The 12,805-nt window shown below is 48.1% G+C and carries 12 protein-coding genes; 1 reads left to right on the forward strand and 11 read right to left on the reverse strand.

What is annotated here, in order from left to right; all coding sequences use genetic code 11:
- Positions 1-300: 300 nt before the first annotated feature.
- From NBH14_RS28025 to rpoN, 11 genes are all read right to left on the reverse strand, one after another.
- Positions 301-852 (reverse strand): chromate transporter, encoded by a 552-nt coding sequence (locus NBH14_RS28025; RefSeq protein WP_009860140.1) that lies wholly within the window; start codon positions 850-852, stop codon positions 301-303.
- A 1-nt stretch (position 853) separates the two neighbouring features.
- A complete protein-coding gene (locus tag NBH14_RS28030) occupies positions 854-1,384 on the reverse strand; it encodes a chromate transporter (RefSeq protein ID WP_122326983.1) in 531 nt (176 codons plus the stop codon).
- A 205-nt stretch (positions 1,385-1,589) separates the two neighbouring features.
- Positions 1,590-2,888: a murein hydrolase activator EnvC family protein gene (locus NBH14_RS28035; RefSeq protein ID WP_186958711.1), complete on the reverse strand. Its 1,299-nt coding sequence runs from the start codon at positions 2,886-2,888 to the stop codon at positions 1,590-1,592.
- Positions 2,889-2,890: 2 nt separating this feature from the next.
- Positions 2,891-3,769 carry a lipoprotein insertase outer membrane protein LolB1 gene (gene lolB1 / locus NBH14_RS28040; protein ID WP_186958710.1) on the reverse strand — a complete coding sequence of 293 codons (879 nt, stop codon included), beginning with the start codon at positions 3,767-3,769 and terminating at the stop codon, positions 2,891-2,893.
- Positions 3,766-5,526 carry a tetratricopeptide repeat protein gene (locus tag NBH14_RS28045; RefSeq protein WP_186958709.1) on the reverse strand — a complete coding sequence of 587 codons (1,761 nt, stop codon included), beginning with the start codon at positions 5,524-5,526 and terminating at the stop codon, positions 3,766-3,768. The genes lolB1 and NBH14_RS28045 overlap by 4 nt, the downstream gene beginning before the upstream one ends.
- A 63-nt stretch (positions 5,527-5,589) precedes the next feature.
- Positions 5,590-6,024: a dUTP diphosphatase gene (dut, locus tag NBH14_RS28050; protein WP_186958708.1), complete on the reverse strand. Its 435-nt coding sequence runs from the start codon at positions 6,022-6,024 to the stop codon at positions 5,590-5,592.
- Between the two features lie 39 nt (positions 6,025-6,063).
- Entirely contained in the window at positions 6,064-7,902 is a 1,839-nt protein-coding gene (locus NBH14_RS28055; protein ID WP_186958707.1) for a 4-hydroxy-3-methylbut-2-en-1-yl diphosphate synthase, read from the reverse strand.
- A gap of 95 nt (positions 7,903-7,997) precedes the next feature.
- On the reverse strand, positions 7,998-8,504 hold the full coding sequence (gene purE, locus NBH14_RS28060) for a 5-(carboxyamino)imidazole ribonucleotide mutase (RefSeq protein WP_009860133.1): 507 nt from the start codon (positions 8,502-8,504) through the stop codon (positions 7,998-8,000).
- Positions 8,505-8,885 (reverse strand): glycine cleavage system protein GcvH, encoded by a 381-nt coding sequence (gcvH, locus tag NBH14_RS28065; RefSeq protein WP_186958706.1) that lies wholly within the window; start codon positions 8,883-8,885, stop codon positions 8,505-8,507.
- Positions 8,886-8,901: 16 nt separating this feature from the next.
- Positions 8,902-9,522 (reverse strand): phosphatase PAP2 family protein, encoded by a 621-nt coding sequence (locus NBH14_RS28070; protein ID WP_186958705.1) that lies wholly within the window; start codon positions 9,520-9,522, stop codon positions 8,902-8,904.
- 12 nt (positions 9,523-9,534) lie between these two features.
- The gene (rpoN, locus tag NBH14_RS28075; RefSeq protein ID WP_128132837.1) at positions 9,535-10,989 is read right to left on the reverse strand and encodes an RNA polymerase factor sigma-54; all 1,455 of its coding nucleotides are present in this window, start codon (positions 10,987-10,989) and stop codon (positions 9,535-9,537) included.
- Positions 10,990-11,191: 202 nt separating this feature from the next.
- Between rpoN and NBH14_RS28080 the strand changes: the two genes are divergently transcribed.
- Positions 11,192-12,694, forward strand: coding sequence for a GAF domain-containing protein (locus NBH14_RS28080; RefSeq protein ID WP_250817975.1), 1,503 nt, complete (start codon positions 11,192-11,194; stop codon positions 12,692-12,694).
- Positions 12,695-12,805 lie beyond the last annotated feature (111 nt).

Raw genomic sequence — 12,805 nt, forward strand, 5'->3', positions numbered from 1 at the left:
GATAACTCGCGATAGTTCATAACTCATGCTTTTGAATAGCCGAAGTTAATTTCTTTCTACTACTTAACAAAATTTCAAAGAACTTTTTCAAAGACTAGTTTTTACACAGTCTCTTGAGAGGGGATAAGGGGTGTGTTAAAGCTAGTTATAGGGCGAAATTATAACACACCCCCTTCCCCCTCTCAAGAGGGGAGCTAGGTACAATCGGTCAATAATCGGATAGTTCACATTTGATAAGATCTGAAACAAGTTATTTTGGTGCGGTTACCCTGGTCTGAAATATCTGAAAGCTATTTATAATTACCAATATAATATCAACCCCGCAACCCCAGCCAATGCAATCATCAGTATCGGATGGACCTTGAACTTCCAGGTAAGGATGAAGGCGGCACCGAAGATCAGGAAACTTTTGTAGTCGATGAAGTTCTCTTTGTTCATCAACATGAGTGCGGCGGCGGCGATCAGTCCGACTGTGGCCGGACGTAAGCCCGTAAAGGCGGCAACGACATATTTGTTGTTCTTGAACTTGGCAAAAAAGTAGGAGATGACCAGTACCAGTATGAACGACGGCAAACATACGGCAAATGTGGTCAGACAGGAACCGAGGACTGCCATAAAAGGAGAATACCCGGCATTATGTATGGCTGTATAGCCGATATAAGTCGCACTATTGATCCCGATCGGACCGGGTGTCATCTGAGAGATTGCGACAATGTCCGTGAACTCTTGCAGAGATATCCATTTATAGCGGTCCACTACATCTGCCTGTATCAGTGAGAGCATGGCATATCCGCCGCCGAAACCGAAGATCCCGATCTTCAGGTAAACATAAAGTAACTGTAACCAGATCATATTAATTTTTCTTTATCTTTAAACCATATACCAACCCGCCTGCAATGGCAACCAGGATGATCCATACCGGCGAAACGCCTCCTATCCAGATCAGCAACGCGGCTGCAACGGGAATAAGCATCGTGAGATAACTCAGTTTGATGGAACGTGCCGTAGTGATACAAGGCACGGCGATCAGCGCCACGACGGCGGGACGTAAGCCTTTGAATATCTTTTCAACCCATTCATTATCCTGCACGCGGGTGAAAAACGTGGCGATCAGCAGGATAATCAGGAAAGACGGCAGGATTGTTCCGAGTGCGCAAACTACACTCCCCATACTTTTTTTCAACTTGTAACCGACAAAGATGGAGATGTTTACAGCGAAGATACCCGGTAATGACTGGGCAACAGAGAAAAGGTCGATGAAATCTTCTTTCGACAGCCAGCCGCGGTCTACTACCTCCCGTTGTATCAATGGCAGCATTGCATAGCCACCGCCTATCGTCCCCACACCAATTTTCAGGAAAGTAAGAAAGAGTGTCAAATACATAATAAAACTTTTAAGTAGGAGGCAAAGGTACTTAATTGGATTGAAAAAAGGAAAATACAGAGCTACTCTTTGCCCAGGAGGATGAGATCGGCTAACCTTAGGGAGTTAGATCGACTAACCAACGGCAGTTAGGCTGTCTATCTGGAGAGAGTTAGACTAGCTAGCTGCCGTTGGTTAGTCGGTGCGCCTAAAATATGTTAACGGATCAATCCAGCCACGGTGCCGGGTTCAGCTTGGTCTTTTCTTTCCAAAGCTGGAAATGAAGGATGGTGGCATTGCCACTCTCCGTATCGGTGAATATCTTTCCGATAGTCTGACGGGTGCTGACTTTATCGCCTGCCTTTACATAGACCTGGCTCAGGTTGCTGTAGACGGTCAGGTAATTACCATGACGTATGATGACGGAGTTATTGTAGCCGGGCACTACGAATACACGGGTTACCTCGCCATTGAAGACGGCACGGGCTTCGGCTCCGGGATTTGTCTGAATGTCGATACCGCTGTTGTTGGTGCGTACGTATTTCAGTTCCTGATGCTGTTGTTCGCCGAAGGTTCCGACGATCGTATAACGTCCGGCTACGGGGAAGGGCAGGCGGCCACGGTTGCCGGCGAAGTCGTCGGACAGTTTCTTTTCGGCGCGTGTCATGGCATAACCGCCTTTGGTATCGGCTACGCGTTCTTCCTGTACGGGTTCTTTGACCGGCTCTTTTCCTTCTGCTTTGGCCTTTTCGCGGGCACGGCGTTCACGTTCGCGGACGGCCTTAGCTTCGGCTTCGGCACGGGCTATCTCTTCGGCAATCTGCTTTTCGATCTGACGGTTCAGGGCATTGGCTTGCTGCTGCTTCTTCCGGAGTTCTTCTTTCAGCTGCTTTTGTTTTTTGTTGAGTTGCTGTACTTCGGCTTTCTGGCTGCTTTCCTCGGTCTGGAGCTTTTGGCTCTCCTGTTCGCGGGTTCCCAGCAATGCGTTCTTTTCGGAACGTGTCTTTTCCAGTTCTTTCTGTTTGAGGGTGATCTCGGTTTGTTTGTCGATGATCTCGGTGGCCTGGTGCTTCTGCCAGTCGGCATATTCACGCAGGTAACGCATACGGCGCATGGATTGTGCGAAATTATCGGCGGAGAGGATAAAGAGCAGTTTATCCTGCGAACTGCGGCGTTTGTACAGGCTTTGTGCGGACTTGCCGTAGTTCTCACGTTTACTGCCCAGTTCTTTTTCCAGCTTGCTGATCTCACGGCGGGAAGCGGCTATCTGGTTATCCAGTTCGCCTAGTTCCTGGTTGAGCAGGCTGATCACCTTTTTACGGGAAAGGATCTGCTGTGAGAGCAGATTTAGCCGGTTGAGGGTGTTCTGGGCTGTTTGCGTCGTCTCTTGCAGTAACTGGTTTGTCATTTCGACCTCGGCCAGCGCTTTCTTTCGCTGTTCTTCAAGCTGTCTCACCCGGGCGGACTTCTGTCCGAAGGCGGTCAGGGCAGATAACGTGAATATGACAAACCAAATGTACTTCATTTTTATTGCTGGCTGTTACTGATTGATTTTATGATTTGTGCAAAGGTAATACGTTTATACTTAGCCGGAATGGAGAAGTCCAGATTAACCGGAACATTTGTCTGGATGCGGGAGAAACGGAAAGCGATGCCTCCCTGCGACGAACCGTTTGCCAGGACCTGTACGTCCATCAACATCGGGAAAGGCTGTCCTTCCGCCACGCGGAAATCGGAATAGTCCCATTGCAGGGCATATTGCTCGGATGGGTCGGTGATATAGGTGGAAAGCAACTTCTCTTCGCCGTCGGCAAAGAAGGTGTAAAGCAGTCCCATCGTGTCTTTGACCTTGATCTCGGCAGTCGATCCTTCCTGGTTCAGTTTGAAACGTTTGTACTGTTTGGGGTCTATCTCCTGTTTGCCGGGCAGGAAGATATGGTTGGTGAACAGTGCCTGGAGGTTATAAAAGTTAAATTCGATCGGTGTCTGGCCTTTCAGGTCGGCATAACGTTCGGCGACATACCGTTTGTTCATGCGGTCTACTACCTTTATGCTGTCGACGGTAAATTCGGCGCGGAAAACTTCGATCCCCAGGAATGGCTGTACGGATAGCTGGAAGGCGCTGTCCCTGACCATCTTCAGGTCGACACGTGAACTCATGTTGTTCTTGGCCGTTTTCAGTTCCGCATTCAGGCGTGCCGTCATCGTATTGAACTGAAAAGAATGTTCTTCCATGGATTCGAAAAACTCGTTGTGTGCCTTGGCGCTGCCGGAGGCTACCGTCCCGACTTTCTTTGATGTTTTACAGCCGGACAAGAACAGGATGATCAATAAGATAAAAGCTAAACTTACCCGTTCCCGTGCCTGACGCGGGATCGCGGGGACAAGAGTTGTTATCCTTCTCATTTTGCTTCCTCCTCTTCGATATATTTGCCTTCAATGATCTTGCGGTCGAGTATTTCGCTTTCTTTACCCATTTCGCGGGCTTTTTTCCATTGTTCTATGGCTTTGTCCTTGTCTCCTATCATATACAGGATGTCACCGTAATGGTCTACCAGTTCCGAACTTTTCGTCGTGTCTTTCTCCAGGGCGCTTTCGATGTAGATCTTGGCCAGGGTGTAGTTGCCCTGTACGAAGAATATCCATGCGTATGTATCCAGATAGGTCGCATTGTCCGGTTCGAGCTTGATGCACTGGGCGCTCATGCGTTCTGCCTTTTTCAGGTCTTTTTTATCCAGGGAAAGGAAATACGCGTAGTTGTTGAGGACGACGATGTTGTTGTCGTTGTATTTCAGTGCTTCGTCGTAAGCCTTGTATGTCTGGTCCATTTGTTTCATTTGATAGTAGATGTCGCCGATCTGTCCGTAGAAATCGGATTTAAGCCGGGGATTATCCGTCGGGATGATGTTGATACCTGCATAGTAGGTGTTCAGGGCTTCCTGGTATTTCTCCTGCTGGTAATAAGCGATACCCAGATAGAAATAATATTCGGGTGCATCCGGGAATAGTTCCTGGCATTTAGTACAGATACGGATCACTTCGGGAATATCTTCGGCTTTCAGCGACATATTCAGCAGTTGTTGCCAGGCGGCTGCGTTTTCGGGCTCCATCTCTGTGATAAGTTGGAACTGGAAACGGGCTTCGTCTGTTTTCCCCTGGGCGATCAGGAGGCTGCCGTACATCTGTTTCAGGTCGGTGTCTTCCGGATGTTGTTCGAGCAATGTCTGGAACAAGGCGTTGGCGCTGTCCGTCCCTTTCTTCGTCTGTTGCAACTTCAGGATATAACGGGAGAGGATGGCGACTTTGGTGTCTACGTCCAGTTTTTCATTGATCAGGGCATTGCGTATCTGCGTTTCGGCAGCATCCTTGTTGCCGGTCGCTTCGTAGTAGTTGGCCATAGAGACGATGTAGTAAGGGTTACCCGGGTCGATCTCATGGGCTTTCTGGTAGTAGGCGCGAGCCTTTATCGTGTCGTTCTTTTCCAGGTGAAGGTCACCCAGGATGATTTGGTAGCGGGCTTCCATCGGATATTTGATAGCCAGCTTTTCTATTTCGTTGAAAGCGGCATCCGATTGTTCCAACTGGTTGTAGAGCTTGTATTTCTGCATGGAGAGCGCCTCGTTCATGCCGATGGACGATTCGAGGGCGTTGTAGGCGTCGATAGCCTTGCCGGTTTCGCCTTCCTGTGTCAGTGCTTCTGCCAGGTAATAGTTCAGTTCCGGTTTTCCGGGAAAGGCTTTTACCAGTTTCTCATATTCCTCGGCAGCTTCTCCGTACATACCCAGGTTGCGGCTGATAGTAGCCAGTGCCATCCGGTAGGTGAAGTTGTCCGTGCTGTTGGCTACGGCACGCTGTAACATCTCGACCGCCTTTTCCGGCCGGTTCATCTGCACATAGAACGATGAAAGTTCGTACAGTACGGGAGATGCCGTCGAGTCGATGGCCATGCAATGGTTGAAAGCGTCGAAAGCGGCATCGAACTTCCCGGCTGTTTTCAGGTTCAGCCCTTCGAAGAAGAAATAGTCGAATTTCCGTTGTTCGGCTTCACTTAATTCTTTTGCCTTGGTGGGAGTGTCTTTCCGGGTCTCTTCTGCATGCAAGGGATTGATTCCCGTCAGCAGGAGAAGTGAAAAAAGTATCCCGTATATTAGTTGTTTCAACATATGTTTGTATCTATGCTTTATTAATCTGTGTTGTTCCGGTAAGGTCCGGGTGTCGGACTGTCGTTATTTTTTTCCCGTGTGTCCGAAACCTCCGGCACCCCGTTCCGTATCGTCGAGGACTTCTACCGGTTTCCAGCTTATCTGGCTGTGGGTGGCGATAACCATCTGGCAGATACGCTCTCCGTCGTTCACGGTGAACGGCTCGGAAGAAAGGTTGACCAGAATGATTCCGATCTCACCCCGGTAATCCGCATCGATCGTTCCCGGCGTGTTCAGCAGGGTGATGCCGTGTTTCAATGCCAGGCCGCTGCGGGGGCGCATCTGTGCTTCGTAACCTTCGGGCAAGGCAATGTATAATCCGGTCGGGATCAGCTTGCGTTCTAATGGTTTCAGCATTACGGGCTCTGTCAGGTTTGCACGGATATCCATACCTGCCGACAATTCTGTTGCATAGGCAGGCAGTGGGTGATGTGATTTATTAATTATCTTTACTTCCATATTATATCTTGATTTTGAGGGACGAAGATAGTACAAATATCAGTTCTGCCAGTCTCCGTTCTCTTTTATTAACTGAACTAAACGTTCTACTGCATCTTCTTCGGGGATGTTTTTCAGCACGCATTCTTTGCCTTTGTAGAGGCTGATCTGCCCGCGTCCCGCACCTACATAACCGTAGTCGGCGTCGGCCATTTCGCCGGGACCGTTTACGATACAGCCCATGATGCCGATCTTCAATCCTTTCAGGTGTGAAGTGGCTTCTTTGATACGGGCAATCGTCGTTTGCAGGTCATAGAGCGTACGCCCGCAACTCGGGCAGGAGATATATTCTGTTTTGCTGATGCGCGAACGGGTTGCCTGGAGGATGCCGAACATGTAACTGTCGGTAATCAGAGCTTCGCATTCATCGTTATTATGCAGCATGATGCCATCGCCGAAACCATCGAGCAGCAAGGTGCCGAAGTCGGCCGCGGCTTTGAGTTGCAGGGCTTCCTTGTCCGGTTCGTGATAGTCGCGGTGAAGGATGACGGGGATATCGCAGCCCGCTGCCAGTAATTTGTGTATGGCTGCACGTTGCGATCCAACACCGTTGCGGTGGTGGGTGCTCAGGACTGCCACGGCTGTTTTATCCTGTTTTAGTATCTCCAGCGTCTTATCCGTCAGGTCATTGTATGTCAGGCGGATGAATTTCAGCGGAGAGTTGTATTCTTTCATTTCCTCTATTTCGGAAGCTATGAAGTAAGGGTAGGCATTCGGACGTTCTTTCCAGAAATGGGCATCTACCAGCATGCGGAAGTTGTCGGGAAGATTGTCCGGGTCTTCTTTGCCGATGTATATGTAATCGGGCAGGGAAGAATAATCGAATTCGAAGTCGCCGGTGCTGCGGTCGGAGATGACGACGGGAGGGAAGTTGCCTCCGATGCCTTCCGTTACCCGGCTGATGCGGTGTGTGGCTGTTACCGGGTCGTATCCGGGAACTGCCTGGGCGACAATCGGCCTGTGCTCCCGGCGTTCCAGTATGTAGTCAACCAGTTTGCGGGCAACCGGTATTTCTGCTTCCGGGTCTTCGCTGAGGGATACGCGGATGGTATCGCCTATTCCGTCGGTCAGCAGGGCGCCGATACCGACAGCACTTTTGATGCGGCCGTCTTCACCGTCACCGGCTTCGGTCACTCCCAGGTGGAGCGGGTAGTGCATGTCTTCTGCTTCCATGGTGCGGACGAGTAGACGTACGGTGCGGACCATGACAACCGTGTTGGATGCTTTGATGGAGATTACCACGTCCGGGAAATTCTCGTCCCGGCAGATGCGCAGAAATTCCATGCAGGAGGCAACCATTCCTTCGGGGGTATCACCATACCGGCTCATGATACGGTCGGACAGTGAACCATGATTTACGCCAATGCGGATGGCGGTTCCGTGTTTTTTACAAATGTCGAGGAAAGGGACAAAACGGTCGCGTATCTTCTGTAATTCGGCTGCATATTCTTCGTCGGTGTATTCCAGAAGGTCAAATGTTTTTACTTTGTCAACATAGTTACCGGGGTTGATACGTACTTTCTCCACCACTTCGGCGGCGGCATCGGCAGCTCTGGGGTTGAAATGTATGTCGGCAACGAGCGGGGTGGTATATCCCTGGGCATTCAGTTCTTTCCGGATCTCTCCCAAGTTGTGGGCTTCACGTTCTCCCTGTGCGGTGAAACGCACATATTCGGCTCCGGCTTCGATCATGCGGATGGCCTGGCGGACAGAGGCTTCGGTGTCCATGGTGGATACATTGGCCATGGATTGGATACGTATCGGGTTCTCACCCCCCAACGGGGTGTTTCCTATATTGACAACAGATGATTTACGGCGACTGTAATTAAAATAATCCATCTTGTTTAATTGAAAATTGAAAATTGAAAATTGAGAATTAAAAACAAGTAGATTAGTAATCTTCCAATTTTCAATTCTCAATTTTCAATTTTCAATTAGTTTGTTTTGTATTTAAAAGATACCTGAGCTAACTCTTCGTTGGCTTTTACGATCTTTTTCTTCAGATTTTCCTTGTAATCGGCCAGCTTGCCCTGGAGTTGTTCGTCTCCTACGGCAAGCATCTGGACTGCCAGGATTCCGGCGTTTAATGCTCCGTTGATACCGACAGTGGCAACAGGGATTCCCGGAGGCATCTGTACGATAGCCAGCAGGGCGTCCATACCGTCGAGTGTAGAGTTGATAGGCACACCGATTACCGGAACGGTAGTCATGGATGCGATCACGCCACACAGGTGTGCAGCCATACCGGCTGCGGCGATAATAACTTTAATACCACGGTCTTTGGCTCCTTTGGCAAAGGCTTCCACTTCAGCCGGAGTACGGTGGGCAGACAAGGCGTGCATTTCGAAAGGAATCTCCATTTCGTCCAGCAACTTGGCTGCTTTTTCCATTACGGGCAGGTCGGAAGTGCTGCCCATGATAATACTTACTACCGGTGTCATTTATTTAGCGATCAGTTGTTCGTATTCGGCAGCCGACAGCAGGTCGTCCAGTTCAGAAGGGTCAGACATGGAAATCTTGATCAACCAGCCGTTTCCATAAACATCTTCGTTTACCAGTTCAGGTTTGTCTTCCAGTTCGGAGTTTGCCTGGATCACTTCTCCGCTAACCGGCATGAATAGGTCGGAAACAGTTTTTACAGCTTCGATTGTACCGAAAACTTCTTCTTTGGCAACGACTTCGCCTTCAGTAGTGATGTCTACAAAAACGATTTCGCCTAATTCGCTCTGAGCATAGTCAGTGATACCGATATAGGCAACTGCGCCATCTACACGAATCCATTCGTGATCTTTAGTGTACTTTAAATCAGCAGGAAAGTTCATAACTTTAGTGTTTTTATTAGATGAATAAATAGATATAACTCAATAATGAGGCTACAAAGGTACATATAAAACCGAGACAAAAGCCGGCATATACCTGCATAGGAGTATGCCGTTTCAAAAAGATACGCGAAGTACCGACCAGCCCGGCTGCAAGAAGTATGATAATGAATCCCCAGTAAGGATTTATCAGGTGGATGCGCGCAACACCCATGATTCCTCCGAGAAGTCCTCCGATGCCCAGCGTATGGGCACTGATCTTCCAGAAGAAGTTAATGCACAGGGAAAAGAGCAATGCTACGCAGGCCCCCATCAGCAACGAGAGGAACCAGAACGGGATCATCATTTTGTACATATAAAATATACAGACCATGATGGAGGTGATGATGATCAGGTAGGGTACTACCCGTTCTTTGCGGTCTGTCAGTTCCAGGTCGCCGGCGGCCCCGTTCTTAACCATCAGAAAGATAAAAATTCCCGGAACGACGGCTGTCGACAGGAAGGCTCCGCCAACCAGGAACATCTTCATGGTGGGCGGGTAGATCGCCAGGTATGTGAATGACAATGCCAGAATGACTCCATACGTTACCATCAGTAACGGGTGGAACATGCCGGATATTATATTTGAAAACAATCTCATAACGCTTCAAATTTATATTTCTTTTCTGAGCCTTGCAACCGGAATATCCAATTGTTCCCGGTATTTGGCCACTGTGCGGCGGGCGATCACATAACCTTTCTCTTTCAGGATCGTGGTGAGTTCCTCGTCTGTGAGCGGTTTGCGTTTATCCTCGCTGTCTATGTGTTCTTTCATTATCTTCTTCACCTCACGGGTGGATATTTCCTCGCCGCTGTCGGTTTGCATCGATTCGGAGAAGAAGAACTTCAGAGGGTAGATGCCGAAATTGGTTTGCACGTATTTACTGTTGCTAACCCTCGAAATGGTCGATATGTCGTATCCCGCACGTTCGGCCACGTCTTTCAGTATCATCGGGCGCAGGGTCGCATCGTCTCCCGTCAGGAAAAAGTCCCGTTGCAGGAGGATGATGGCTTCCATCGTACGCTGTAATGTTTCCTGACGCTGTTTGATAGCGTCGATAAACCATTGTGCGGAATCCAGCTTTTGTTTTACGAACTGCACTGCTTCACGCATTTTGGAAGTCTGGTTGGCTTTATTGCCGGCATAGTCTTGAAACATTTCCGCATATTCACGGCTGATCTTCAGATCCGGAATATCCCGGTTGTTCATACTCAGGATCAATTCGCCGTTCACCGCCTCGACCAGGAAATCCGGAATGACCTGGCTCATGGCTGCTTCCATAGAACCGCCCCAACTGCTGCAAGGTTTAGGATCGAGGGCAATTATTTCGTGAATAGCCTTTTTCAGCGTGCCTTCGCTGATGTTGAGGCCGCGCATGATCTTGTCGTAGTGCTTGCGGGTAAATTCCTCGAAATATTCCGTGAGGATATGGATCGCCATCTTTACTCCGGGCGTCAACTCTTTACGGTCGAGTTGGAGCAATAAACATTCCTGTAGGTTGCGGGCTCCGACTCCGGCGGGGTCGAAATCCTGTATGATGGTGAGAACCTCTTCTATTTCCTTCTCGTTAACGTCTTGTCCGGCCTGGAAAACCAGGTCGTCGGCAATGGCGGAGAGTTCGCGGCGCAAGTAACCGTCGTCATCTATATTTCCGATAATATATTCGGCAATCTTCATTTCCTTTTCCGGCAGGTCACGCAATCCGAGCTGTTGCAGCAGATATTCGTTCAATGACTGGCTTACGGAAAAAGGAATATCTTCCTTACGGTCGGTTTTCTCGCTTATCTCGCGGAGTTTGTAGTCCGGGATATCGTCTTCACTCATATAGTCTCCGAGTGAGAGGTCTGTATCTGTTTCGTTTGTAGTTATATCATCAACACCCTCGTCGTCAGTCCGTTCAAAGTCGTCCGCAATATCTTTTCCTTCCTCCAGGGCAGGATTATCCTCCAGTTCGTGCTTGATTCGTTCTTCCAGCTCGATAGCGGGAAGTTCCAGAAGCCGTATTAACTGGATCTGCTGCGGAGATAGCTTTTGCTGTAACTTTTGTTGTAACTGTTGCTTCAACATATTTAAAATCGTCTACATTAGAACATGCAAATATAACTTTTTACGCTGAACACGCTTATGATTAAAAGCATAATTGTTCTAAAGAAACGGCTTGCCGGGCGATTTCCGGTGAATATTAACATGTTCCGAAGAGAATTAATTTCATGAAATACCTTAAAAATCAAAACTATTCAATATTTTTGCGTTTATAAAGAATCACCATATGATGTCAACGCTAACAAAGAACAAATATAACCGATTATCCAAAGAGGAGCTGATACTATTATTAGAAGCACGCGATAATGAACAGAAGGCCGATACCGGCAGTTCTTTTGCTGAAGCTTCAAATATCAAGCGTATTATTTCCGAGGTACTTGTATTGCTGTTTAATGAAGAACGCCAGCCGATAGAGAAGGCCATGAGTTTGCTCCTGAACTTTTTCAATGCAGACTGGGGATATGTAGCTATTTTTGAAAAAGACGGGCGGACAGCCTATTTCCCTTACGAAGTGATGAGCGAATGGGTGGAAGTCCCCAAAGAGAACCATTCGGAACTGACGGACGAGACTATCCCCTGGATCATGGAAACAGTGAAGGACGGACGCGATATCGTCATGTGCAGCATGAGCGACTTGCCTCCGGAAGCGGAAACGGATAAAAAGCTGTTTGAGTTGCAGCACCTGAAATCCATGCTTATTATTCCGCTTTCCTTCCATAATAAAATACAGGGATTTATCGGTTTTGATTCTGTTCGGGTACAACGAGCCTGGACTGCTACGGAAATCGAAGACTTACATATTATAGCAAGCATCTTTTCCCTGATCATCGAACGCCGAGAGACACAAGCCAGCCTGGAAGAATCGCGGAAACATTTGGCGGAGCTCAGCATCAAATTTAAACAGTTCTTCAATAATTTGCCTATCGGGGTGGAACTGTATGACTCCGAAGGTTACCTGATCGATCTTAATGAGGCTGACGCCCGTATTTTCGGCTCTGCTCGCAAAGATCTTTTAGGCATTAATCTTTTCAGGAACCCGGCTATTCCGGAGAAAATACTGAAGGGGATAAAGAGCGGACGGGCATTTAGTTTTCCATTCGTCTATGATTTCAGTATCATACAAAATACCAGTTATTATCCATCGGCTTTCGTAGACCAGATCAAATATCTTCAGATAAAGGGGATCGGACTGAATGATCCGGAGTTCGGGCGGGTCGGATACCTGCTTATCATCTCCGATAACACGGATGTGCAGCTTAAAGCGGAACAGACCCGTAACAACCTGGCTATTTTGAAAGCCGTTTTGTTGTCCGGCCGTTCAATAGTCGGTGAGTATAGCGTGGAGGAGGATGAACTGTATATAGACCCTGTGTTGAATGACCATTCCAGTTCAAATCCTTTGTTCAATTATCTGAAGACACATAATTATCTGTCTATTCAGGAATTGTGGGATTTGGGGCAATTCAGTTCTATCCCCGGGAATGATATGGGACCTCTTTTGCAGGTTATCCGCGGGGAGACTGATAATTGTAGTTTTGTATGTAAAATGTTTGTCCGGACAGTTCCCACATGGATTCGTATAAATGCCCAGGCGCACAAAATCAATAAAGACGGGCATCCCAGCAAAGTCGTTTGCTATATAACAGACATAACGGGAGAGAAACAGCTGGAAGAGAGTTTGCAGCAGGCCCGCGACGAATCGCGTAAGAATGAACTGGAAATGCTCTAACTTTGCATAGTTCACCAAAGCAAGATTAATTCAATATATTTGTTGTATGAATAATTGAATTAACCGATCGGTAGAAGTAAACTATCTCGAGATGTAGAGTTGCAATCAGCT

It is taken from the genome of Parabacteroides caecihominis (assembly GCF_023656785.1).
Lineage (GTDB): Bacteria > Bacteroidota > Bacteroidia > Bacteroidales > Tannerellaceae > Parabacteroides > Parabacteroides segnis.